Origin of the sequence: Halorussus halobius (assembly GCF_004765805.1) — an archaeon.
Lineage (GTDB): Archaea > Halobacteriota > Halobacteria > Halobacteriales > Haladaptataceae > Halorussus > Halorussus halobius.
Window position 1 is genome coordinate 113,909 of the sequence record NZ_ML219773.1, and the last position, 21,964, is coordinate 135,872.

Genomic DNA, 21,964 nt, shown 5'->3' on the forward strand with positions numbered 1-21,964 from the left:
GTCGGCGCTCGACCGAGCGCGCATCCACAGCCCACCGCTCGTGATACTCATGGTGAACGACAAAGCAGCCTTCGCCGACGAGGTATCGTACGACGAATCGCTCGACGACCAGCCGACCGACGAACAGCTCGACGAGACGGTCGCCAACCTCGAAGACCGAGGGTTCGAGGTCGTGGTCGTCGACGACGCCGAGGACGCGCTCGCGCAACTCCAGTCCCGGATTCCCGACGGTGCGTCCGTGATGAACGGCCACTCCACGACCCTGGAGGAGATCGGGTTCGACGACTACCTCTCGGAGGGCGACCACGACTGGGAGAACCTCCACGCCGAGATATTCGGCATCGACGACGACGCCGAGCGCGCCACCGCCCGCCGCGAGGCCCAGACCGCCGACTACTTCCTCGGCGGCGTCAACGCCGTCGCCGAGTCGGGCGAACTCGTCGCGGCCGACGCCTCGGGGAGCCGAATCGGCGCGTACCCCTTCGCGGCCGAGAACCTCTTGCTCGTCACCGGGACGAACAAGATAGTCGACGACCTCGACGCCGCGCTCGACCGCGTGGAGAACGTGGCCTACCCCCTCGAAGACGCCCGGGCACAGGAGGTCTACGGCGCGGGCAGCGTCGTCGCCAAGCAGCTCATCTACCGCTACGAGAACACCGAGGGCCGCACGACCGTCGTCCTGATTCGGGGCGAGTTCGGCTACTGATCGGGCCGGGCTCCCGACCGTCACCGCGTCTCGGTAGTCGGTACCGCGACCGTCTCGCCGCAAAATCCACCTGATTTTTCACTCTGTCCGCCGACGTTCCGAACACATGGTCGTCGGAGACATCTCGACTGGAACGGACGTGCTGGTAATCGGCGCGGGACCGGGCGGTTACGTCGCCGCCATCCGCGCGGGCCAACTCGACCTCGACGTGACGCTCGTGGAGAAAGACGCCTACGGCGGGACCTGCCTCAACTACGGCTGCATCCCCTCGAAGGCGATGATAACGGCGTCGGACCTCGCCCACGAGGCGGGCAACGCCGAGGAGATGGGCATCTACGCCGACCCCGAGGTCGAGATGCCCGAGCTGGTCGAGTGGAAGGACGGCGTGGTCGACCAGCTCACGGGCGGCGTCGAGAAACTCGCCAAGGCCAACGGCGTCTCGCTCATGGAGGGCCGCGCGGAGTTCGCCGACGAGGGCAAGGCGCGCGTCGTCCACGGCGGCGAGGGGCAGGGTTCCGAGACCGTCGAGTTCGAACACGCCATCGTTTCGACTGGAAGCCGGCCCATCGAGGTGCCGGGCTTCGACTTCGGCGACGACCCCGTGCTGGACTCCCGGCAGGCGCTCGCCATGGACGAGGTGCCCGAGAGCCTGGTCATCGTGGGCGCGGGCTACATCGGGATGGAGCTGGCGGGCGTGTTCGCCAAGCTCGGGACCGACGTGACCGTGGTGGAGATGCTCGACTCCGTCCTGCCGACCTACGAGGACGACCTCGCGCGCCCGGTGAAGAAACGCGCCGACGAACTCGGCATCGACTTCCACTTCGGCCAGGCCGCCAGCGGGTGGGAGGAGGCCGGCGACGGCATCACCGTCACGACCGAGGACGAGGACGGCGACGTCTCGGAGTTCGGCGCGGAGAAGGTACTCGTGGCGGTGGGCCGCGAACCCGTCACCGACACGCTCGGGCTGGAGAACGTCGGCATCGAACCCAACGAGGACGGCTTCATCGAGACCGACGACCGCGCTCGCACGGAGAAAGACGACATCTTCGCCATCGGCGACGTGGCGGGCGAACCCATGCTCGCGCACAAGGCCAGCGCGGAGGGGCAGGTCGCCGCGGAGGTCATCGCGGGCGAGCCCTCGGCGCTCGACCAGCAGGCCGTCCCCGCCGCCGTGTTCACCGACCCCGAAATCGGCACGGTCGGACTGACCGAAGCCGAGGCCGAGGACGACGGCTTCGAGCCGGTCGTCGGCCAGTTCCCGTTCAACGCCTCGGGCCGGGCCTTGACGACGGGCCACGCCGAGGGATTCGTCCGCATCGTCGCCGACGAGCCCAGCGGGTTCGTCCTCGGTGCCCAGATCGTCGGCCCGGAGGCGTCCGAACTCGTCGCGGAACTCGGATTCGCCATCGAGATGGGCGCGACGCTGGAGGACGTGGCCTCGACCATCCACACCCATCCGACGCTGAGCGAGGCCGTGATGGAGGCCGCCGAGAACGCGCTCGGGCACGCGATTCACACGCTGAATCGGTAATCTCGATTCCGCTCACCCGCTGACCTCGATCCCGTCTCAGCTTTTCGCGTGACCTTATATTACTGTAGGTTCTATTATCATTCGTGTCCCCGAACAGCCAGACGCCTCCGGTCGCGGAGATGGTCGAGCGATTAGTCGCGACGGACAACCTGCCCGACGAACTCCACTGTATCCGAACGCGAACGCAGGAGTACGCCGGCGGTCGCGAGGAGACGCGATTCGAAATCTGGGAGCGACCGCCGGTAGCGTTCCGTCAAGTCGTTCTGTCCGCCGAGACGGTGCGCGAGCCCGATTTCGAGGTCGAGAGCGCGTTCACGCTGGGAATCGAGTCCATGGGCGCGGACGTGATGATACAGAACGAAACCGGGCTGGCCGAATACGATAGCGAGACGAACCAGTACCGCAAGCACGAGTTCGAACCGCCGACGGACGCGGGCGGACACGTCACCGACCCGCCGTTCGTCGGGTCCGCGCCCGAGGAGAACTTCGACGTGGCGTACGACGGGACGGACACCGTCGCGGGGCGCGAGACGCACGTGCTTACGTTCCGGCCCACGGACGACACCGAGTGGGTCCATCGAGGGTTCGAGTACGTTACCCTGTGGGTCGACGCTGAGTACTGGTTCCCGCTCGCACACGAAACGACGTACGACGTTCAGGAGGGTGGACTGTTGCAAGTCGATGCCGACGAGAGTCTAGGGGACGAGACGTACTGCCAGACGACGACGTTCGAGGAAATCACGTTCGACGCCGGTATCGAAGACGCCAAATTTCGGGTGCCGGACGACGCCGAACGCGTCGACTAGCTCGGAAATTCCGCGGCGCGTTCGTCTCACCTTCGGGGTTGTCGGAACGCGCGAGAACGCGCGTTTCACAGGTTCGAACGCCGATTCGACCCCGTTCCCACAGCGTTATTTGATTGCATATTCAACACTTATTCGTGTCCCCGAACGACGCCCCTTCGGTCGGAGAGATGGTCGAGCGATTAGTCGCGACCGACAATCTGCCGGACGAACTCCACGGCGTACAGCACAAAGTCGAGGAGTACGGCGGGGGACGCAAGGAGACGCGACTCGAAATTTGGGAGCGCCTTCCGAACGAGGTTCGTTCGGAAGTATTGTCGGCGGAGACAGTACGCGAGTTCGACTTCGAAATCGAACTCTTCACGTCCGCTCAAACGAGCCATTCGGAGAGCGGCGAGGGGACGATGGTAAAGAACGAAAGCGGACTGATAACGTACGACGCCGAGGCGAATCAATACCATCGATACGAGTACGAACTACCGGAAGAACAGTCCGGGTACACGACCGACCCCACACTCGTCGGTTCGACTCCACAAATCGACTTCGACGTGACGTACGACGGGCGCGACACCGTGGCGGGTCGCGGGACCCACGTCCTGACGTTTCGACCGACGGAGGAAGCCGATTCGTTTACCCAGTCGTTCGACTTCATCACCATGTGGGTCGACGCTGAGTACTGGTTCCCGCTCAAACACGAGGCGAATTTTCAACTCCGAAACGAGGGTATAGTACAGACTACCGAAGAAGACGTGCACAACGAGACGTACTTTCAGAAACACGCCTTCGAGGAAATCGAGTTCGACGTCGACATCGAAGACAGCACGTTCCGATTCGACCCGCCGAAGGACGCCGAACGGGTGGAGTAGCGCCCTTGGACGCGCGCCCGCTCCGAGGTTCCGCCGCACCCGACGGCCTTTTGACCCCGACACCGAAACACCTACCACATGAAGGCAGTCACGCTCGGCCCCGAAGGAACGTACTCCCACCGGGCGGCCAGTTCGGTCGCGGACGACGTGGAGTTCCGCGAGTCGGTCACGGCCATCGTGGAGGCGGTCGCCGACGGGGAGTACGAGCGCGGCGTGGTCCCCATCGAGAACAGCATCGAGGGCAGCGTCACCGAGACGCTCGACGCGCTGACCGACCGCGAGGTCGCCGCCGTCCGGGAGATAGTCACGCCGATTCGGCACGCCTTGCTCGCCCAGACCGAGAACTTCTCGGCGGTCGCCAGCCACTCCCAGGCCCTGGCCCAGTGTCGGAGCTACCTCGAATCCAACTATCCGGGGGCCGACCTCGAAGCGGTCGCCAGCACTGCTCGCGGCGTCGAGTACGCCCGCGAGAACGCCGACGTCGCGGGCATCGGCCACCCCGCGAACGCCGACGGGGACCCGGCGCTGTCGGTCGTCGCCGAGGACATCCAGGACCGGACCTCCAACGCCACGCGGTTTTTCGTCCTCGCGCCGCCCGAGTCGCGCTCGGACGCCGGCGGGAAGTCCTCGCTGGTCGTCTACCCCGACGCCAACTATCCGGGTCTCCTGCTCGAACTGCTCGAACCGTTCGCCGACCGCGACATCAACCTCACGCGGGTCGAGTCCCGGCCCAGCGGCGAGCGGCTTGGCGACTACGTGTTCCACGTCGACTTCGCGGCCGGCCTGTACGAGGAGCGCACGCAGGCGGCCATCGCCGAGGTCGAGGACCTCGCCGAGAACGGCTGGGTCCGGCGGCTCGGGTCGTACGACACCGAACACGTGGTGTAGCCGGCAGTTCAGGACCGACTCACTCGGACGCCGTCGTGGCTTTCGCCGGACACCGCTCGGGATTGTTGGTGTACCAGATGGACACCTCGCCGGTCCGGGAGGTCGTGTCGCCGATCTGGACCATGAGGCCGATGCAGGAACTGTCGTGTTCGCGGAAGTCGAATTTCCGCCACTCCGAGACGGGCTGGTCGTCTCGCCACGCGTACAGGACGTAGTCGCCGACGTCGGTCGGAGCGTCCTCGAACGTCGCGCCGCCGAGACGTGCGACCTCCGACGAATCGGCCGTTTCGGGCTCGGCGGGCGTTGCCGTCCGCTCCCCATGGTACACTGGTTCGTCGTCGTCGAGGAAGAGGACCGAGACGGCGTAGGAGCGAAAGTCGTGGTTGCTTACGTCGAGTTCGCCCAGCGTCGGGTCGGACGACTCCCTGCTGCCCGTCGAACAGCCGGCGACGGCACCGCTCAAGGTCACGCCACAGAGTCGGAGGGCTTCGCGGCGGCTCAAATCCGGCATACGATTGCGGATGTCTGCCGGTCGAGTATATGCCTTGGGACCTGTGGGGGTTCGTTCCCGTCCCGCCAGTCGGAGTCCCGTGACGAACGGTCGCCGGTAATTCTTAAGCACGAGTGGGTCGAACAGCATGCGGGCATCCGACGCCCGTGGGGGTTCCAATGACAGGACGACGCAATCCGTTCGAGGAGATAGAGGAGCTGATGAACCGAATGAGCCGCCAGTTCGAGGAGTCGATGGGCGGCTCGGAACTCGGGACGTTGACGGGCGGCGGCGCGGCCGTCGACGTGGCCGACCGCGAGGGCGAACTCGTCGTCACGGCGGACCTGCCGGGGTTCCAGCGGGAGGACATCGACCTGACGCTCCGGGACGACGAACTCCACGTCGAGGCCGACCACCGAGCGGAATCGGAGGAGAGCGACGAGGACGGCCACTACATCCGGAAGGAGCGCCGCCACCAGTCGGTGAGTCGGTCGGTGACGCTCCCGGAGGCCGTCGAGGCCGAGCGCGCGTCGGCACAGTTCCAGAACGGCGTGCTGACCGTCACGCTGCCGAAACAGCACGAGGAAGGCGAGAGGTCGACCCGCATCGACGTCAGCTAAGCGCAAACGCCTTCCCGCTCGGTCCGCAACCGGTGACCATGACGCTCCAGACCGGCGATTCCGCACCGAGAGTCGAGGCCGAGAACCAGCGTGGCGAGGTCGTGACGCCCGAGTTCGCGGAGCCGACCGTGGTCTACTTCTACCCGCGCGACGACACGCCCGGCTGTACCGTCGAGGCCGAGCAGTTCGACGGGGAGATAGAGAGCTACCGCGACGCCGACGTGACGGTGTACGGCGTCTCGACCGACGACGTCGAGAGCCACGCCGACTTCGCCGACAAGTACGACCTCGACTTCGACCTGCTGGCCGACCCCGACGCGGACGTCGCCGACGCCTTCGGGGTGGACACCTCGCGGGGCGCGGCCGCGAGGACGACCTTCGTGCTGGCGGACGGCGAGGTGCGGGCGGTGTACGAGGGCGTCGACCCGGACGGCCACGCCCGCGAGGTGCTGGCCGACCTGCTCGACGAGGGGCTGGCGTCGCTCGATTGACGGAATCGCCCGACGGCCGCCGATAGCGTTTTTCGCCGACGCGCCGAACGTCCGGCATGGTCGACGCCCGGCGCGCGGACCCGCCGTTGGCTCACCGACTCGTCGGCGGCCTCCAGTGGGCGGTGACCGGTTCGTACTGCTTCCTGCTCGGCGTGGCGGTCGCGGCGTGGTACCTCCGGTCGACGCGGGCCGCCGCGTCGGTCGACCTCGCCCCGGCGTTCGCGGCGCTGCTCGTCGGCTCGTTTCTCGCCGGCTATCGATGGGTCGGGTCGCGGTCCCCGGACCGGGAGGCCCACGCGCGTCGCATCGAGGCCGTCGTCACGCTGCTCGTCTCCGGCTTCGCGTTCCCGTTCGGCCTCGCTCGCCTGCTCGGACTGCTGGGCGTCGCTGCCGGGCTCCCGGTGGCGGGCTACGGCGCGGGGTACGCGCTGGCGCTGGCGGTCCCGTACGGACTGGTGTACGGGCTCGGCAGTCGGTTCTTCCTCGGGTCCGACCCCCGACTGCTCCGGGAGTGACGCGGTGACTCACAGCAGCGCCGCGAGTTCGTCGGCCGCCCGGGCGACGCGCTCTCGCCACCCCTCGGGTCGCTCGCCGCCCCGCTTTGGCGGGTCGACGGGGAGCCGGCGGGGGTGGAAGGCGACCCGGTCGACCGACTCGGCGGCGGTCTCGCCCACGAACTCCGCGACCTCGCGCTTGGAGGACACGCCGCCCGAGGCGAGGTCGTAGTAGCCCGAGAACAGTTGGCAGACCACCACTTCGTCGTGGTCGAGTCGCCCCTCGTCGGCGTAGTAGAACAGCTTCGCGGTGTTGTTCGCGGGGTCGGCCCGCCGCCACTCGATTTCGACCGCGACGAAGCGGTCGTCGCCGACGCCGGCCACGTCGACCGGCGTTCGACTCACGCGATGCTCGGTCTCCCAGTCGAGGTCGGGCCGGCGCTCGGCGAGGGCCTCGCGGAGTCGGTCGCGCACGTCCGCTGCGAACTCGCCCACGAGCTGGCGCACTCGCGGACGGCCCCTCAGGCTTTCGGTGAGTCGCCGGGCGCTGGCTGGATGGCACCGGCGAACGTCAGCAGGAGGCCGACGACCATGACCGTCATCCACAGTTCGGCGAACGCGGACTCGAACCACACGAACCCGAACGTCGCTAGCAGGCTCGTCTCGACGCCCAGTAGCATCGACTTATAGCGGTCTTGAATAAGACGCACCATGAATCCACGTACACCGAAGGGCTTGATAAGATACTCCCTCTGCTTCAACAAATCCGATTCGACCGCGGACCGTAGTTCCGTCCTCGATAATCGCCGTGTACGCTCTCGACTAGGGACTACAGGCGGTCCCTGCGCGGGTTACTCCGCCGGAACCACCCTGACAGGACGGTCATAACAAAGACGTAATGTAAGCTACGTGTTGGCAATGGTGGCAAGCGAACGACGCGAGGGTACCGTCGTCGTGCCCGCCATCGGGGTGGCGAGCAGCGTGGCGTGCCTTCGGTCGCTGGGACGGGCGGGGGTCCGGACCGTCGTGGTGTCCGAGTTCGACGACCCGCCGGGGTTCCGGTCGCGGTACGCCGACGAGACCGTCTCGGTCCCGGACCCGACCGAGGACCTCTCGGCGTACGCCGAGGCGCTCCTGTCGCTCGCCGAGCGCGAGGACGTCCGGACCGTGGTTCCGTTCCGGGAAGCCGACGTCTACGCGCTGGCGAAACGCCGGGGGGCGTTCGAGGCGCACGTCGGGACGCCGTGGCCGTCGATGGAGACGCTCCGGGGCGCGCAAGACCGCGTCGAACTGTTCGAGACGGCCCGGGCGGCGGGCGTTCCCGCGCCCGACACCGCGACGTTCGACGAGTGGGACGACTGGGACGAGGAGGTCGTCGTCAAGCCCCGGTACACGCTTCCGGCACCGGCGTACGTCGGCGAGGCGGTGGCCAGCGAGTTCCCGCACGCCACGACGACGTACGTCGACCCCTCGGAGACGCCCGACCGGGAGTCGCTCGTCGCGGAGATGGGCCACGTCCCCATCGTCCAGGAGTACGTGTCCGGCTCCGACGAGTACGGCTTCTTCGCGCTGTACGACCATGGCGAGCCGGTCGCCACCTTCCAGCACCGCCAGCGCCGGGGGTACAAGTACTGCGGCGGCCCGAGCGCGTACCGCGAGTCGGTCGCCATCCCCGAACTCGAGGACGCGGGCCGGGCGCTGCTCGACGCGCTGGACTGGCACGGGGTCGCCATGGTCGAGTTCCTGCGGGACGACGACGGCCAGTTCCGGCTCATGGAGGTCAACCCTCGGTTCTGGTCGTCGCTCCCGTTCACGGTGCAGGCGGGCGTCGACTTCCCGTACCTCTACTGGTCGCACGCGACCGGTCGACTGCCCGACGAGCCCCCCGACTACGACGTCGGCGTCGCGGGCCACCTGCTCCGGGGCGAACTGGTCCACCTCTACAGCGTCCTGTTCGAGGAGTACCCCTTGGTCGACCGCCCCTCGTTCGCCCGGACCGCGACCGCGATTCTGGGCTCCCTGCTCCGCCACCCGCGGTTCGACTACCTCGCGGCCGACGACCCCGGGCCGTTCGTCGGCGACCTCGAACGGACGCTCGACGACGTGGCCGGCGACGGGAGCGCGTCCCGGCCCTCGACGCGACCTGTCTGGCCGACGACCGCGCTCTGGAACCTGCTCTCGGGACGGTAGCTCACTGCGTCTCGGTGCCGACGAGGTCGAAGGGGTAGCCGTTGTCGTTCTCGTCGGCGTGCTCGTAGACCACGTGGGCGGCCGCCACGTCCTGAATCGCGAGTCCGGTGCTGTCGAACACCGTCACGCCGTCGTCGTCGGTCCGCCCCTCGACGTCGCCGACCACGATGTCGCCGAGTTCGCCGTAGACGTCGTCGTCGGTCAGCACGCCCTCGCGGTAGGGCACGTTGATCTCGCCCGAGTGGGTGGTCTGGGCGTGGTCGTCGATGACCAGCTTCGAGTCGAGCAGGAGGTCGTCGGCGAGTTCGTGCTTGCCCTCGGCGTCCGCGCCCATGGCGTTGACGTGAGTGTGTTCGCCGACCGCCTCCCGGGAGACGATTGGCTCCTCGACCGGCGTGACCGTCGAGAGGACGTCACACCGGGCGGCCTCCTCGATGGACCCCGCGCGCACGTCGAACTCGCGCTCGAAGTAGTCGATGAAGGCGGCGACTCGCTCCTCGTCGAGGTCGCTGACGACGACCTCCGAGATGGGCCGGACCTCGGCGATAGCTTCCAGTTGGGTGTACGACTGGACGCCCGCGCCGACGACGCCCAGCGAGGTGGCGTCCTCGATTGCGAGGTGGTCGGTGGCGACGGCGGCGGCCGCGCCGGTTCGTTTCATCGTCAACTCGGTGCCGTCCATGATGGCCAGCGGCACCGCCGTCTCGGGGTCCGAGTACACCATCGTCCCCATCACTGTCGGCAGGTCGAAGTTCTCGGGGTTGTCCGGGTGGACGTTGACCCACTTGATGCCGGCGGCGTCCCAGTCGTCGGCTTCCATGTACGCGGGCATCGACCGGAAGTCGCCGTTGTACTGGGGCAGGTCGATGTACGACTTGGCGGGCATCTGGGCGTCGCCGCGGGCGTACGCGGCGAACGCTTCCTCGACCGCCCGGATGACGTCTCCCATCTGGGTGTTCTCGTCGACCGCGTCCCGATTGAGCAACAGCGTGTCCATGTGCGACTGATTCTGGCGGGCGCACTATAAAGTATTCAAAACGCCGGCGGCTGGCGCAACTTTCGGTCGAAGCGGGCAACGCAAGCAGAAACTCGAAAGAAAGCGCGTCGGAAGCGGCTTGCAGTTCGACGGGACGCTCGAACGACTCGGTCGGGTCAGGCAGGTCGGGCCGAGCTTACATCGCGCCGCCCATGCCGCCCATGCCGCCCATGCCGCCGGCACCGCCGGGACCGCCCTCGTCGTCGCCCTTGTCGGTCGAGAGGTCACCGGCGGAGATGATGTCGTCGATCTTGAGCACGAGGTTCGCAGCCTCGGTCGCACTGGAAGCGGCCTGCTCTTTGGCGTGGGCCGGCTCGACGACGCCCGCGTCGAGGGTGTCGACGACGTCGCCGCTCTCGACGTTCAGGCCGGCGCGCTCGTCGCCGTCCTCGTGGGCCGCGCGGAGGTCGACGAGCGTGTCGATGGAGTCCAGGCCCGCGTTCTCGGCGAGGACGCGCGGGACGAGTTCGAGCGAGTCGGCGAACGCCTCGACCGCGAGCTGCTCGCGGCCGGAGACGGAGTCGGCGTAGTCGCGCAGCCGGCGGGCGACCTCGACCTCGATGGCACCGCCGCCGGAGACGACGCGGCCGTCCGAGACGGTCTGGGCCACCACGTCGAGGGCGTCCTCGACGCCGCGTTCGAGCTCGTCGACCACGTGGTCGGTCGAGCCCCGCAGCAGCAGCGTGACGCCGTGGCTGTTCTCGCCCTCGACGTAGAACAGTTCGTCCTCGTCGTCGCGGGTGACGTCGCCGTGGCCGAGGTCCGCGCTGGTCGCGCTGTCGAGGTCAGAGACGACGCTCGCGCCGAGGACCTCCTTCAGGAAGCCGACGTCGGACTTCTTCACGCGGCGGACCGCGAGGATGCCCTCCTTGGCGAGGTAGTGCTGGGCCATGTCGTCGATGCCCTTCTGACAGAAGACGACGTCAGCGCCGATGTCGGCGATCTTGTCGACCTTCTCGCGGAGCTGCTCTTCCTCCTGGTCGAGGAAGCTCTGGAGCTGGTCGGGGTTCTCGATGTTGACCGAGGTGTCGACGTCGGTCTCCTCGATCTCGATGGCCTCGTTGAGCAGGAGGACGTCGGCGTCCTCGACGCTCGACGGCATGTTGTCGTGGACGGGGTCCTTGCTGACGACCGCGCCGCGGAGGAGCTCGGACTCGCCCGCCGAGCGACCCGTCTGGGTCTCGGTCTTGAGGTACTCGAGGTCGACCGTGCCCTCGACGGTGACCTGCCGGACGGCGTCGACGATGATCTGGGAGAGCGCCTCCTTGTTGAGTTCCGCACCCTTGCCGGTCATCGAGGTCTCGGCGACCTTCCGGAGGAGGTCCTCGTCGCTGGCGTCGACGTCCTCGGCGACGTTGTCGATCTCCTCGCGGGCCTTCTCGCTGGCGAGGTGGAAGCCCTTGATGATCGCGGTCGGATGGATGTCCTGTTCGAGCAGGTCCTCGGCGTTCTTGAGGAGCTCGCCCGTCACCGCGACGGCCGTCGTGGTGCCGTCACCCGCTTCGTCCTCCTGGGTCTCGGCGACCTCGATAATCATCTCGGCCGTCGGGTTGTCGATGTCCATCTCCTTGAGGATGGTGACGCCGTCGTTCGTGATGGTGACGTCGCCCATCGAGTCGACGAGCATCTTGTCCATCCCTTTGGGTCCGAGCGTCGAGCGCACCGCGTCCGCGACCGCGCGGGCGGCGGTGATGTTGTGCTCCTGGGCGTCCTTGTCCTTGACGCGCTGGCTCTCGTCGCTCATTACGATCATCGGCTGGCCTTGCATTCGCTGTCCTCGCTGACTCATAGTACAGACGAAGATATGATTGTGCTTCTATATAAATGTATGGGTTACGGGCGAGCGGACGGGTTGCCAGTGAGAGGATGTGTCACACGAAACGAGCGCCTCAGCGCCGATATCTTGCGTCTCGTGTGTTATCTGTTGGCACGCTATCGGCGACGGCTCGGCGGGTTCTCCCCAATTTATAAGGTCGCGTGTCCGGTTCGCTACGGAGTCGCGTATCCGGAGTCACAACGTGGCTGGGTCGCACCGCTGCGCGTCGCTCGCGGATTGGAAGTCGAACAAGCGCCGGGACTGGGAGTGAGCAGACCTTCGGTCTGCGAACGCCGAAAGACGCGACGCGTCTTTCGGAATTTGAACCCGGAGCCAGACGGTCCGGGATGCTCGCTTCGCTGCGCGTCCGGGCGTGCGACTGGCAGGAGTTCGAATCCCACATGATACCGATTTCCTGCTCACGGTGATGCGAGCGCACGGGGCGCTCGCAGTGTGGTTCGCAGGAGAATACGCCGGGACTGGGATTTGAACCCAGAACCCCTAACGGGGACACGCTTTCCAGGCGTGCGCTTTGCCATTCGGCCATCCCGGCCCACCGAGCCGTAGTGCCGTCCCGCGCTTAAACCCTTTCTTTCTACCCGAACAGCCGTGGCTCCGCGACGTACGCCGCCGCCGTCGCGGCCGCGCCGACGCCGGCCGCGACGCCGGACTTGACCGCGAGCGCGTAGCGATAGCCGGTCCAGAGTTCGTACCCCTGCAGGAGGACCAGGAAGGCGAGGACGCCCACCGCACCCCACAGCAGGCTGGCCTTCGCGCGCGGGCGCATCGCCTACTCGTTGGTCGCGATGGCCTCTATCTCGACGCCGACGCCCTTCGGGAGGTTCGCCACCTCGACCGCGCTCCGGGCCGGCGGGTTGTCCTGGAAGTACTCCTTGTACGCCTCGTTCATCTTCTCGAAGTCGTCGATGTCGTCGAGGAACACCGTCACCTTCAGCGCGTTCTGCATCGTCAGCCCCTCGTCTTCGAGGATGGCCTTGACGTTTTCGAGGCTCTGGCGGGTCTGGACCGCGATGTCCTCGTCGGCGAGCAGGTCGCCGTCCGGGGTCATGGGAATCTGGCCCGCCGTGAACACAAGGTCGCCGTTCGTCGTGGCCTGACTGTACGCACCGACCGCCTCCGGAGCGTCCTGCGTGCTGATGATGCGCTTCATACCGGGTTCTCCGCGCCCTGTCACTTAAACTTGGGCAAGCCGGCGTCCGCTCGCCGACCTACGCCAGCAGCTCCACGTCGAACCCCTCCTCGCGCAGGGCGGCGAGCAGGCGCTCGACGTGGGCGGGGCCTCGCGTTTCGAGGTCGAGTTCGACCTCCGCCGCGTTCATCGCGATGTCCCGCGAGGTGCGGTCGTGCTGGATGCCGTAGATGTTGGCCTGCTCGGCGGTGAGGACGTCGAGCAGGTCGTCGAGCGCGCCCGGTCGGTCCTTGAGGACGGTCCGAATCTTGACGTAGCGGCCGGTCTCGACCAGCCCGCGCATCACGACCGTCGTGAGGGTGTTCATGTCGATGTTGCCCCCCGAGAGGACGGGCACAACGACCTCGCCCTCGTCGTACTCGATGGCACCCGACAGCAGCGCCGCCAGCGACACCGCGCCCGCGCCCTCGACCAGCGTCTTCGCGCGTTCGAGCAGGTGGGTGACCGCCACCGCGATCTCCGAGTCCGACACCGTCACCACCTCGTCGACCCGCTGTTCGATGACCGCGAACGTCTGCTCGCCGACGCTCCGGGTGGCGATGCCGTCCGCGATAGTGTCGACCGAGTCCAACGTGTGGACCGCGCCCTTCGCCAGCGACTGGGCCGCGCTGGACGCGCCCTCCGCCTGCACCCCGACGACTCGCGCGTCGGGTTGCTCGGCCGTGACCGCGGTCGCGATGCCCGCTATCAGGCCGCCGCCGCCGATGGGGACGACGACGGTGTCGACCTCCGGGAGGTCTTCCACGACTTCGAGACCGATGGTGCCCTGTCCGGCCATCACCATCTCGTCGTCGAACGCGTGGACGTAGGTGCGGCCCTCCTCGCGCTCTATCTCGTGGGCCTTCTCGGCGGCCTCGTCGTAGTCGTCGCCGAACAGTTCGACGCTCGCACCGTAATCGCGGGTCGCGTCGACCTTCGAGATGGGGGCGTGTTTCGGCATCACGATGGTCGAGTCCACGCCGGTCCTGGTCGCGGCCAGCGCGACGCCCTGGGCGTGGTTGCCCGCGCTCGCGGTGACGACCCCCGCGGCCTTCTCGTCGTCGGTCAGGGTCGCGATGCGGTTGGTCGCGCCCCGAATCTTGAACGACCCCGTCCGCTGGAACGTCTCCAGCTTCAGGTGGACCTCGGCTCCGGTCATGTCCGAGAACGTGTGGCTGTAGTCCAGGGGCGTCCGCCGGGCGGTCTCCTCGACCCGGCCCCGGGCGTCGACCACGTCCGAAAGCTCCAGCATGTCGGCGAGTAGTTCCGGCGTCTGTTTAGTCCTTTATCATACCCGAACGGCTCGTGGAACGCGGCCCGGTCGCGCGACGGTGCCATCGCTGTCGAGCGTGCAACAGGGGAAAGGGGAAGTGGGCGCGAAGCGTGTGACGCGCAGTTGGGACAAGTGCCGCCAGTAACTTAAACCCTCGCTCGACGGACTGAAAGTGAAAGTGGCGTACGGCACCGGGGTCGGGTTCGCGTCTGACGCGCGGCACACGAATATGGCCTACCTAAATCTGGTGGCCGTTCCCGCGGGACCCGGCCGCTCGCGGGGACGCGCTGGGCGACGGCGACGAACGCTTTTATCCGGAGGCGTACAACGGGGACGCATGGACCCGTCCGGCGGCGACGTAGAGTACGAGCCCGTCAGCGTCAAGGCGGTGCTCTCGGAGATGAAAGACACCGCGGAACTCCTCATCGACCTCTCGTTTTCGGCGGTGCTGGGCGGTAACGACGACGTGGCCCGGGAAGTGCTGGCGCTCGAAGCGCGGATGGACCTGCTCCAGATGCGCGCCCGGATGAGCCTCCTGATGGCGGCTCGAAGCCCGGAAGACGCCGAGCAACTGGCCGCCGTGCTGGGCGTCGTGGGCGCGGCCGAGAAGATAAGCGACGCGGCGGGCGACGTCGCCAAGGTCGTGCTCGAGGACATCGGCCTGCCCGAGGCGATGCGGGCCGCGCTCCCCGAGGCCGTCGAGACGCTCGTCCGCGTCGAGGTCGCACCCGACGCCGACCTCGCGGGCCGCACGCTGGGGGGCGAAAACCTCGAGACCGAGACCGGCGTCCGGGTCATCGCGGTCCACCGCGGCGACGACTGGCTCACGAACCCCGACCGGAACTCCCAGCTCCGCGCCGGGGACACGCTCCTCCTGCGCGGGCCCGACGAGGGGGTCGCGGCCGTGTACGAGCGCGCGACCGGCGAGGCCTACGACCGGCCCGACCCGCCCGAACCGGGCGACGAGGACCTCGAACGCGCGGTCGACTCCATCGTGCTGATGAAAAACATCAGCGAACTCGCGGTGGACCTCGCGTACGGGAGCGTCCTGTTCGACAGCCAGGCGGTCGCCGGGGAGGTGGTCGAACTCGAGGCCGAGGTCGACGCCCTCCAGTCGCGGTTCGAGGCGTGGACCCTCCGGGCGGCCGCGCGGGTCGACGACCCCGTCTCGCTCCGGGGGCTGGTCCACCTCGCGAACGCCACGGAGGTCATCAGCGACGCCGCGGTCGAGATCAGCGAGGGCGTGCTCCGGGGGCTCGGCACCCACCCGGTCGTCGCCGAGGCGGTCTCCGAGAGCGACGAGGTCATCGTCAGGCTGACGGTCGCGCCCGCCAGCGAGTTCGAGGGCGTGACGCTGGGCGACCGGGAGGTCAAGACCGAGACCGGGATGAGAGTCATCGCGGTCCGGCGGTCGGTCGCGGCGTCCGGCGGGCCGGACGCCGACGAGCCGAGCGACCGCGAGGACGAGTGGGTCATCCAGCCCGGCCCGGAGACCGAACTCCGCGCGGGCGACGTGGTCCTCGCCAAGGGGACCCGGTCGGGCGCGGAACGGCTCGCCGAACTGACCGGGGCGGACTACTCGGCGCGATGAGCGAGCACGGCGCGCTCGACCCGACCGAGTCGACCCACCGCGTCGTCACCCGACAGCCGGCCGGCGCGAACGACTGGGACGAGACCGGCCGAATCACGGTCGAGAACCGGGTCGTCGAGGCGCTCGTCCCCTACGGAACCGCCGTCCACCTGTGCGTCGACTCCGGGGTGGCTCCCCTGGGGGACCTCACCGAGCGGCTGGCGCGCGTCGGCGAGGGCGGGCGAGTTCTGTCGGGCGCTCGACCGGAGTATCGCGCGCGTCTCCCGGAGGACGCCGACGTCCTCCTGTCGGCGCTCGCGGTCGAACCCGGCGACACCGACGCGTGGGTCGCCCGGCTCGACGCCCTCCACGAGTTCGCCGTCGTGACGCCCGAGTCGTGGCTGTACCGCTCGGTCCCCCATCACGCGCACATCCGGGAGCTGAACGCGACGGCCCGCGACGGGGCGCTGGCGGCCGTCGCCGACGAACTCGCCCCGGTGGCCGGGTCCGCCGTGGTTCCGGTCGACGGCCTCGCGTCGTGGCGGTCCGGGGACTTCCGGTACGAACTGGCGTGGGACGCGCTCCGCCGTCGCAAAACCGGCGACAGTCAGTGGACCGCGTTCGACCTGTCCGGGCTCCGGCGGGTCGAGCCCCGACCGGAGCGGGCCGAACTCGTCGCCCGCTGGCGGCCGGTCGACTCGTGGCCCCGCCGGCTCGTCGCGCGCGTCGTCCGACCTGCATCGGTCGACCCGCCGACCCGAATCGAGTTCCCCGACGCCGCGGCGATGGCCGAGGCAGTGGCGGGACTCCGGAAACTGAACGACGAGCTCGGGTACGGGTTCGCGGTCGCGGAGCCGTGACTCAGTCGGGGTCGGTCTCCTTCGCCAGTCGGTAGGCCGACAGCAGCGTCAGCAGCGTGGTCGCCAGCGCGCCCAGCGACGTCGCGAGCACGAACCCCAGCGCCAGGTAGTACGGCGTCGCGCGGCGGGTCCCCGGCAGGAAGACGAACAGCGCCAGCACGCCGGCGGTCACGAGCAGCGCGACGCCGAACCCCCGGACGGCGTTCCGGCGGACGTGCAGCGCCGCCACGAAGTTGGCTCGCGGGCGCTCGGGGACGCGTTCGGACACGGCCGGCAGTTGGGCGCGCCGGATGAAAGGTGCGTCGGTTCGAGCGTTTCGTTCCCGCACGCGAGCCTAAAACGAGCCGGTTGACTATAAGTATTTACGGCAACTACGGCGAGACGATGACGCCGGAGTTCACCGTCCTCGTCGACCCCCACGGGGTGCGGATCACCGACCCCATCGAGCGCACGCGGTTCGACCTCCACGCGTCCGAGCCCGTCGACCCCGACCCCACCGACACCGAGTCGTTCTACTTCCCCATCGATACCGCGGTGTCGGTCCGGACGCCCCGCCTGCGGACCACCAAGGGGCTCGACGTGTACGTCCGCGACGACTGCGGCAACATGGTCGGCGAGTCGAGCGGCGGGTTCGAACTCTCGTTGCCGGCCGACGCGTACAACCTCGAACTCGCCACTACCCAGATGAAGGTGTACCTCGCGGTCGAGAGCGAGGTCGCGATATCGGGCGACACCGAGGCCGTGGCGATATCGTTCGGCGGGGAGACCCGCGTCGAGGTCGGCGCACGCTCGCTCCACGAGACGCCGGCCGGGACCATCACGGTCCCCGACGAGGTCGGGGCGACGATGGACGCCGTCTCGCTGCTGGGGTCGGCGCTGAAGACGACGACGTGCGAGCGCTCGTTCCCCTCCTTGCGCGGGCATCCGCCGCTGCTCGAACCCGGCGAGGAGTTCACCGTGTCGGGCGAGGTCACCCGCCCCGAGACGGGCGTCAAGATAGAGGTACCCGAGCGCCGCGAGGCGGTGTACGAGGTCGCGCCGCTGGCGTACTACCTCGGGGCGGACGTGGTGCCGGGCGACGAGCCCAGACTGCTCGCCGACGGGTTCGCGCACTCGCTCGACGCCGCCGACCTCCAGTCGTCGGTCGCACGGGTGCTCCAGCAGGTGTTCTTCCTCGACTGCGTGACTCGCACCGAGGGCTACTACGAGGTCGACCTGCGCGAGCGCGAGCGACTCGAACCCGACGTGGACCTCGACTTCGAGTCGCTGTACGACGCCTCGCTCGCCGAGCAGGTCGAGCGCTACCTCGACGTCCCCTACGACGTCGTCGAACCGCACCTGCCGCGCTGGAAGGTGACGATGGACGTGACGCCGACCCACGACAACGTCGCGGTCCTGCCGTTCGCGGCGGACGAACTCGCGCTGGTCCGGTGTCCGGACTCGCCGGACCCGTCGAAGGTCGACCCCGAACCGTCGGTGTTCGAGACGTTCTATCGCGACGCCAGCGCGGACGACGCGCCGGCGGCCGACGTGGTCCAGCCCGAACCGGTCGACACCATCGAACACGTCTGGGTCGGCGAGGAGATGCCCATCGGCGCGAGCAAGGCCACGCCCGACTCGCTCAAGCGCCGACTGGACGTGACGCCCAAGCACCACATCTCGGTCGACGTGGTCTGCAACGACGACCGCATGCGCGAGGAGGACGTGGTGGGCGACATCTACGGCACGCGGGACCTCTACGAGTTCAACGTCTCGGTCCACAACGACCTGACGACCGACGAGTTCCGGGCCCTGCTCGAATCCGGGACGGATTTCCTCCACTACATCGGCCACGTCACCGAACAGGGCCTCGAGTGCGCGGACGGTCTGCTCGACGTCGCCGAACTGGACGAGACGGGCGTTCGCGGGTTCTTCCTGAACGGCTGTCGGTCCTACGAGCAGGGCGAGAAACTGGTCGAGAAGGGGAGCCAAGTCGGCGTGGTGACGTTGGCGAAGATCGGCAACGAACCGGCGACGGACGTAGGCACGGAGTTGGCCCGACTGCTGAATCACGGATTCCCGATGCAGAGCGCGCTGTCGGTGGTGACGGACGTGAACGCGCCCGACCGCCAGTACCTCATCGTCGGCGATGGCAGTCAGGAACTCGTGGACTCGAAGTGTGGCAGTCCAACAGTCATCGAGCCCGAGAGAAAAAGTGGCGAAATATCAGCTGGAATACGTCCCTATCCGACGATAAAAACCCCTCTAGGAACCCTTTCGACAACGAAAATCGGCGGTGAAGAGATTTATTCGCTTAGCTCTACTCCTATCGAGACAATGGTCGATTCGGAGTCTTTGGAAGAGTTCTTCGGCTACGAGACAAGCCCTGTGCGACACAACGCCAGCATACGTTGGACGGATAATATGGATGTAGACGAAATCTAAGGTCCTGTCGTCGCGCATCTGGCACAACCAGTCAGCTCTATTATGTCTGTGATATAAACCCCGGCAGAAAACAACCCTCCGACTACCTTCGGATGCCGTTTTATCCAGTTCAGAATCCGGTTCTTCATCACATTCTACATTCAGCAGCCTGGCCAAAAAATACTTTCATTAGGAATCGTACTAAAAACTCTCGGAAAGTAATAGTTTCTGTCTCAAAAAATACTCTCAATTAAGACATTTCAATCCTGTCAGCGTAATCGGTTGGTTTCGGAATTGAGCGATTTTCTTGGTCCGGCCGAGCGTTCGATGCTCGGTTGCGCTCGGTGACGCGTACTGTCAGAGAGCGCCCGAGGTGTAGCGTTGGTCGTCGTGCCAGCGTCGTCACAGTGCGGGGCCCGCTCGTTCGAGAATCTGTCACCGAATATCCGACCACCGCCCCGCACGCCCTCCCCGAAAATTGGAGCGCGCGCGAGCCATCGTTTCATCTCTATTACTTCTCCGTTGAATCGACTCTCTCGATGCCAAATTTTAAATAATTTCTCGCCGTTCGCCCGAACGATGGACGAGGACCGACCGAGGCTCGGGGCGCGGGACCTCCGCGACCGGCTCCAGACGCTGAAACAGTTCGGCTGTACCGTCCTGGTGACGGGGAACGTCAGCGAGGAGGTGTCCCGCGAGATGACCCGGAAGTTGCTCGGCTCACCCGAGGAGTCCCGGACGCGCATCCTCGCGCTCACCGACCAGGACCGCGGGGACGTGCCCGACCTCCTTCCCGGCGACGTCACCGCGAGCGACGGGGACGTGTACGTCGCCGATTACGGCGGGACGCGGGCCGCCAGCCCGGCGTCGGTCGAGTCGTCCGACGCCGACTGGCGTTGCGACGACCTCGACGTCCTTCGGGGGCGGCTCTGCGAGACCATCGCGACCGCCAAGATGGCGTCGTCCGGGTTCGAGTCCGGCGAACTCCGCGTCTCGGTGTTCACGCTCTCGTCGCTGCTCGCCCGCCACGACTCGGCGGCGGTCGAGCAGTTCGTCTCCACGGTCGCCGACCACGTCCGGGGGGTTCGCGGCATGGGTCACTTCCACCTGCCCGTCGCCGACGACGCCGAGGTCGTCCGGCGACTCGCGCCCCTGTTCGACGTTCGTATCGAACTCCGCGAGACGCGGGGTGCGCCCGAGCAACGCTGGCACTTCTCCGATTGTGACGCCCCGACCGAGTGGGTCGGGCTGTAGCGACACTCTCGAACAGGCACTACGGTTCGTCCCTCGGTCCTCCCGTCTCGTCCTTCGGTCCCGCGACTTTTCGACCCTCGAAAGGCTGTGTCGCACTCTGCAACGGCAGGACAGCAAGCGTAACCACGTCCCAGAAAGTCCTCGGCGCGCTCTGCACAAACGCTTGAACCGCAACCACAGTCTCGAAAGCCCTCGGCGCGGTCGCGGTCGCTCTGGCGGATATCGGGGGCTCTCCGCAACGCCCGCCCCAGATAGGGCCGCCAGAGGCGACCACGGGCCTGCGGCCCGCGACCGCGCCTCGCCCTTTCAGTCCGCCAAGGAGGGGGTTGTGTCACCGAGCGTACCCGGTCAGTGGTCGCGCGTCTCTGACCACTGCCGACGTTTCCCGGTTCGGCTCTCCCCCCGACGCCACGCCACTCGGGGCCGGGATGCCGCCCACTTCGCCGAGACCGAACCGCTAAAGGGCGTGTAGCCGTCGGATATGGGTAATGAAGACGCTCGGAACGGCGAGTGCGGCCCCCGGGGAGTTCGACGCCGGGCGGTTGCAGGTCGGAGAAACGCGCGACGGGAGCGAGTTCGGGCTCCCAGTCGCGGTACTCAACGGCGCGGCGGAGGGCCCCACGCTGTACGTGCAGGCGGTCAGCGACGGCGACGAACTCAACGGGCTCGGCGTGGTCCGGCGGGCCGTCCCGCAGCTCGACCCCGAGGAACTCGCGGGCACCGTCCTCGTGACGGGCATCGTCAACTACCACGCGTTCCAGGTGGCCGAACACCGCAACCCCATCGACGACACCAAGATGAATCGCACCTATCCCGGCGACGAGTCGGGCACCGCCAGCGAGCGCATCGCGGCGGCCACCTTCGAGCCGGCGTCGCGGGCCGACCTCGTGCTCGACCTCCACCAGGGCTCGACCAGCCGGATGATAAACGAGGTCCGCGTGCGGTGTGGCCGCCACCACCGCCTCCACGACGAGTGCCTCGAACTCGCGAAGGTGTTCGGCTGCGGCCACGTCCTCGACCAGAAGGGCCCCGAGGGCCAGCTCGCCCGCGCCGCGCCCGACGAGGGCGTCCCGACGGTCGACCCCGAGCTCGGCGGCTGCGTCGGCTTCGACGAGGAGTCCATCCGGTACGGTGTCGAGGGGCTGTTCAACGTCCTCCGCCACTACGAGTTCCTCGACGGCGACGTCGACCTCGAACCCCAGACCCGCGCGCAGGGATTCGACCGCTACGGCTCGCCCGTGGGCGGTCTCGTCGACTTCCGCGCGGAACTGGGCGAGGAGGTCGCGGCCGGCGACGTGCTGTTCGAGGTGACCGACCCCTTCGGCCGGCGCAAGGCCGAGGTGACCGCCGACGACGAGGGCGTCTTCTGGCGCTCGCGTCGCCTCCCGCAGGTGGCGACCGGCGAGTACGTCTGCTCGGTCGGTACCGACGTCGACGAGTACTGACGCCGGCCCGACGTTCCGGCCGGGTGCGCCGCTCTACTT

Annotated in this window: 23 protein-coding genes and 1 tRNA gene; 14 read left to right on the plus strand and 10 right to left on the minus strand. The window is 67.6% G+C overall.

Annotated elements, in window-relative coordinates; genetic code table 11:
- The first annotated feature begins 49 nt into the window (after window positions 1–49).
- The 5 genes from EPL03_RS00565 to pheA all read left to right on the plus strand — a co-directional run bounded on the left by EPL03_RS00565 (window position 50) and on the right by pheA (window position 4,794).
- Window positions 50–706 carry a lactate utilization protein gene (locus tag EPL03_RS00565; RefSeq protein ID WP_135827392.1) on the plus strand — a complete coding sequence of 219 codons (657 nt, stop codon included), beginning with the start codon at window positions 50–52 and terminating at the stop codon, window positions 704–706.
- 106 nt (window positions 707–812) lie between these two features.
- Entirely contained in the window at window positions 813–2,237 is a 1,425-nt protein-coding gene (gene lpdA, locus EPL03_RS00570; protein WP_135827393.1) for a dihydrolipoyl dehydrogenase, read from the plus strand.
- An 83-nt stretch (window positions 2,238–2,320) separates the two neighbouring features.
- Entirely contained in the window at window positions 2,321–3,043 is a 723-nt protein-coding gene (locus tag EPL03_RS00575) for a LolA family protein (RefSeq protein WP_135827394.1), read from the plus strand.
- 134 nt (window positions 3,044–3,177) lie between these two features.
- On the plus strand, window positions 3,178–3,906 hold the full coding sequence (locus tag EPL03_RS00580; protein WP_135827395.1) for a LolA family protein: 729 nt from the start codon (window positions 3,178–3,180) through the stop codon (window positions 3,904–3,906).
- 78 nt (window positions 3,907–3,984) lie between these two features.
- A complete protein-coding gene (pheA, locus tag EPL03_RS00585; RefSeq protein ID WP_135827396.1) occupies window positions 3,985–4,794 on the plus strand; it encodes a prephenate dehydratase in 810 nt (269 codons plus the stop codon).
- Between the two features lie 19 nt (window positions 4,795–4,813).
- Here pheA and EPL03_RS00590 read toward each other — a convergent pair whose 3' ends face one another.
- A complete protein-coding gene (locus EPL03_RS00590; protein WP_135827397.1) occupies window positions 4,814–5,305 on the minus strand; it encodes a hypothetical protein in 492 nt (163 codons plus the stop codon).
- A 158-nt stretch (window positions 5,306–5,463) separates the two neighbouring features.
- On the opposite strand from EPL03_RS00590, the gene hsp14 reads away from it, so the two are divergent.
- From hsp14 to EPL03_RS00605, 3 genes are read left to right on the plus strand one after another with little or no spacing between them, the layout of a single operon-like run.
- On the plus strand, window positions 5,464–5,904 hold the full coding sequence (gene hsp14 / locus EPL03_RS00595) for an archaeal heat shock protein Hsp14 (protein WP_135827398.1): 441 nt from the start codon (window positions 5,464–5,466) through the stop codon (window positions 5,902–5,904).
- 38 nt (window positions 5,905–5,942) lie between these two features.
- Entirely contained in the window at window positions 5,943–6,395 is a 453-nt protein-coding gene (locus EPL03_RS00600; protein ID WP_135827399.1) for a peroxiredoxin, read from the plus strand.
- A 56-nt stretch (window positions 6,396–6,451) separates the two neighbouring features.
- Window positions 6,452–6,910, plus strand: a complete 459-nt coding sequence (locus EPL03_RS00605; RefSeq protein WP_135827400.1) for a hypothetical protein — start codon at window positions 6,452–6,454, stop codon at window positions 6,908–6,910.
- 9 nt (window positions 6,911–6,919) lie between these two features.
- On the opposite strand, the gene EPL03_RS00610 is transcribed toward EPL03_RS00605, so the two are convergent.
- Both EPL03_RS00610 and EPL03_RS19690 read right to left on the minus strand, forming a co-directional pair.
- Window positions 6,920–7,384: a hypothetical protein gene (locus EPL03_RS00610; RefSeq protein WP_135827401.1), complete on the minus strand. Its 465-nt coding sequence runs from the start codon at window positions 7,382–7,384 to the stop codon at window positions 6,920–6,922.
- A 26-nt stretch (window positions 7,385–7,410) separates the two neighbouring features.
- On the minus strand, window positions 7,411–7,569 hold the full coding sequence (locus EPL03_RS19690; protein WP_168216152.1) for a hypothetical protein: 159 nt from the start codon (window positions 7,567–7,569) through the stop codon (window positions 7,411–7,413).
- Between the two features lie 238 nt (window positions 7,570–7,807).
- On the opposite strand from EPL03_RS19690, the gene EPL03_RS00615 reads away from it, so the two are divergent.
- A complete protein-coding gene (locus EPL03_RS00615; RefSeq protein WP_135827402.1) occupies window positions 7,808–9,079 on the plus strand; it encodes a carboxylate--amine ligase in 1,272 nt (423 codons plus the stop codon).
- 1 nt (window position 9,080) lies between these two features.
- Here the strand turns inward: EPL03_RS00615 and EPL03_RS00620 are convergent, their stop codons facing one another.
- The 6 genes from EPL03_RS00620 to ilvA all read right to left on the minus strand — a co-directional run bounded on the left by EPL03_RS00620 (window position 9,081) and on the right by ilvA (window position 14,372).
- Window positions 9,081–10,076: an ornithine cyclodeaminase family protein gene (locus tag EPL03_RS00620; RefSeq protein ID WP_135827403.1), complete on the minus strand. Its 996-nt coding sequence runs from the start codon at window positions 10,074–10,076 to the stop codon at window positions 9,081–9,083.
- Between the two features lie 175 nt (window positions 10,077–10,251).
- Window positions 10,252–11,904 carry a thermosome subunit beta gene (gene thsB, locus EPL03_RS00625; protein ID WP_135827404.1) on the minus strand — a complete coding sequence of 551 codons (1,653 nt, stop codon included), beginning with the start codon at window positions 11,902–11,904 and terminating at the stop codon, window positions 10,252–10,254.
- 498 nt (window positions 11,905–12,402) lie between these two features.
- Window positions 12,403–12,484: transfer RNA gene (locus EPL03_RS00630), tRNA-Ser, on the minus strand.
- A 42-nt stretch (window positions 12,485–12,526) separates the two neighbouring features.
- Complete coding sequence (locus EPL03_RS00635) at window positions 12,527–12,718, minus strand: hypothetical protein (RefSeq protein WP_135827405.1); 192 nt, start codon at window positions 12,716–12,718, stop codon at window positions 12,527–12,529.
- Between the two features lie 3 nt (window positions 12,719–12,721).
- Window positions 12,722–13,102, minus strand: a complete 381-nt coding sequence (locus EPL03_RS00640) for a Rid family detoxifying hydrolase (RefSeq protein ID WP_135827406.1) — start codon at window positions 13,100–13,102, stop codon at window positions 12,722–12,724.
- Window positions 13,103–13,160: 58 nt separating this feature from the next.
- Entirely contained in the window at window positions 13,161–14,372 is a 1,212-nt protein-coding gene (gene ilvA / locus EPL03_RS00645) for a threonine ammonia-lyase (RefSeq protein ID WP_135827407.1), read from the minus strand.
- 358 nt (window positions 14,373–14,730) lie between these two features.
- Between ilvA and EPL03_RS00650 the strand changes: the two genes are divergently transcribed.
- Window positions 14,731–15,984: a potassium channel family protein gene (locus EPL03_RS00650; protein WP_135827408.1), complete on the plus strand. Its 1,254-nt coding sequence runs from the start codon at window positions 14,731–14,733 to the stop codon at window positions 15,982–15,984.
- Entirely contained in the window at window positions 15,981–16,823 is an 843-nt protein-coding gene (locus EPL03_RS00655; protein ID WP_135827409.1) for a hypothetical protein, read from the plus strand. Before EPL03_RS00650 ends, EPL03_RS00655 begins: the two co-directional genes overlap by 4 nt.
- A 1-nt stretch (window position 16,824) precedes the next feature.
- On the opposite strand, the gene EPL03_RS00660 is transcribed toward EPL03_RS00655, so the two are convergent.
- Window positions 16,825–17,091 carry a DUF7536 family protein gene (locus EPL03_RS00660; RefSeq protein ID WP_168216153.1) on the minus strand — a complete coding sequence of 89 codons (267 nt, stop codon included), beginning with the start codon at window positions 17,089–17,091 and terminating at the stop codon, window positions 16,825–16,827.
- A gap of 116 nt (window positions 17,092–17,207) precedes the next feature.
- Here EPL03_RS00660 and EPL03_RS00665 point away from each other — a divergent pair, with 116 nt between their 5' ends.
- The 3 genes from EPL03_RS00665 (at window position 17,208) to EPL03_RS00675 (ending at window position 21,925) form a co-directional block, all read left to right on the plus strand.
- Window positions 17,208–19,247, plus strand: coding sequence for a hypothetical protein (locus tag EPL03_RS00665; protein WP_135827410.1), 2,040 nt, complete (start codon window positions 17,208–17,210; stop codon window positions 19,245–19,247).
- A 558-nt stretch (window positions 19,248–19,805) separates the two neighbouring features.
- The gene (locus tag EPL03_RS00670; RefSeq protein ID WP_135827411.1) at window positions 19,806–20,480 is read left to right on the plus strand and encodes a DUF7504 family protein; all 675 of its coding nucleotides are present in this window, start codon (window positions 19,806–19,808) and stop codon (window positions 20,478–20,480) included.
- 488 nt (window positions 20,481–20,968) lie between these two features.
- Window positions 20,969–21,925, plus strand: coding sequence for a succinylglutamate desuccinylase/aspartoacylase family protein (locus EPL03_RS00675; RefSeq protein WP_135827412.1), 957 nt, complete (start codon window positions 20,969–20,971; stop codon window positions 21,923–21,925).
- Window positions 21,926–21,964: the final 39 nt, after the last annotated feature.

Excerpts from the sequence above, each read along its gene's own strand:
- EPL03_RS00605 (WP_135827400.1), top strand. The coding sequence starts at position 6,452 with ATGGTCGACGCCCGGCGCGCGGACCCGCCGTTGGCTCACCGACTCGTC.
- EPL03_RS00620 (WP_135827403.1), bottom strand. The coding sequence starts at position 10,076 with ATGGACACGCTGTTGCTCAATCGGGACGCGGTCGACGAGAACACCCAG.
- lpdA (WP_135827393.1), top strand. The coding sequence starts at position 813 with ATGGTCGTCGGAGACATCTCGACTGGAACGGACGTGCTGGTAATCGGC.
- EPL03_RS00640 (WP_135827406.1), bottom strand. The coding sequence starts at position 13,102 with ATGAAGCGCATCATCAGCACGCAGGACGCTCCGGAGGCGGTCGGTGCG.
- EPL03_RS00600 (WP_135827399.1), top strand. The coding sequence starts at position 5,943 with ATGACGCTCCAGACCGGCGATTCCGCACCGAGAGTCGAGGCCGAGAAC.
- ilvA (WP_135827407.1), bottom strand. The coding sequence starts at position 14,372 with ATGCTGGAGCTTTCGGACGTGGTCGACGCCCGGGGCCGGGTCGAGGAG.
- EPL03_RS00590 (WP_135827397.1), bottom strand. The coding sequence starts at position 5,305 with ATGCCGGATTTGAGCCGCCGCGAAGCCCTCCGACTCTGTGGCGTGACC.
- EPL03_RS00565 (WP_135827392.1), top strand. The coding sequence starts at position 50 with ATGGTGAACGACAAAGCAGCCTTCGCCGACGAGGTATCGTACGACGAA.
- EPL03_RS00650 (WP_135827408.1), top strand. The coding sequence starts at position 14,731 with ATGGACCCGTCCGGCGGCGACGTAGAGTACGAGCCCGTCAGCGTCAAG.
- EPL03_RS00665 (WP_135827410.1), top strand. The coding sequence starts at position 17,208 with ATGACGCCGGAGTTCACCGTCCTCGTCGACCCCCACGGGGTGCGGATC.
- EPL03_RS00670 (WP_135827411.1), top strand. The coding sequence starts at position 19,806 with ATGGACGAGGACCGACCGAGGCTCGGGGCGCGGGACCTCCGCGACCGG.
- EPL03_RS19690 (WP_168216152.1), bottom strand. The coding sequence starts at position 7,569 with ATGCTACTGGGCGTCGAGACGAGCCTGCTAGCGACGTTCGGGTTCGTG.
- EPL03_RS00615 (WP_135827402.1), top strand. The coding sequence starts at position 7,808 with ATGGTGGCAAGCGAACGACGCGAGGGTACCGTCGTCGTGCCCGCCATC.
- EPL03_RS00635 (WP_135827405.1), bottom strand. The coding sequence starts at position 12,718 with ATGCGCCCGCGCGCGAAGGCCAGCCTGCTGTGGGGTGCGGTGGGCGTC.
- pheA (WP_135827396.1), top strand. The coding sequence starts at position 3,985 with ATGAAGGCAGTCACGCTCGGCCCCGAAGGAACGTACTCCCACCGGGCG.
- thsB (WP_135827404.1), bottom strand. The coding sequence starts at position 11,904 with ATGAGTCAGCGAGGACAGCGAATGCAAGGCCAGCCGATGATCGTAATG.
- hsp14 (WP_135827398.1), top strand. The coding sequence starts at position 5,464 with ATGACAGGACGACGCAATCCGTTCGAGGAGATAGAGGAGCTGATGAAC.
- EPL03_RS00675 (WP_135827412.1), top strand. The coding sequence starts at position 20,969 with ATGAAGACGCTCGGAACGGCGAGTGCGGCCCCCGGGGAGTTCGACGCC.
- EPL03_RS00655 (WP_135827409.1), top strand. The coding sequence starts at position 15,981 with ATGAGCGAGCACGGCGCGCTCGACCCGACCGAGTCGACCCACCGCGTC.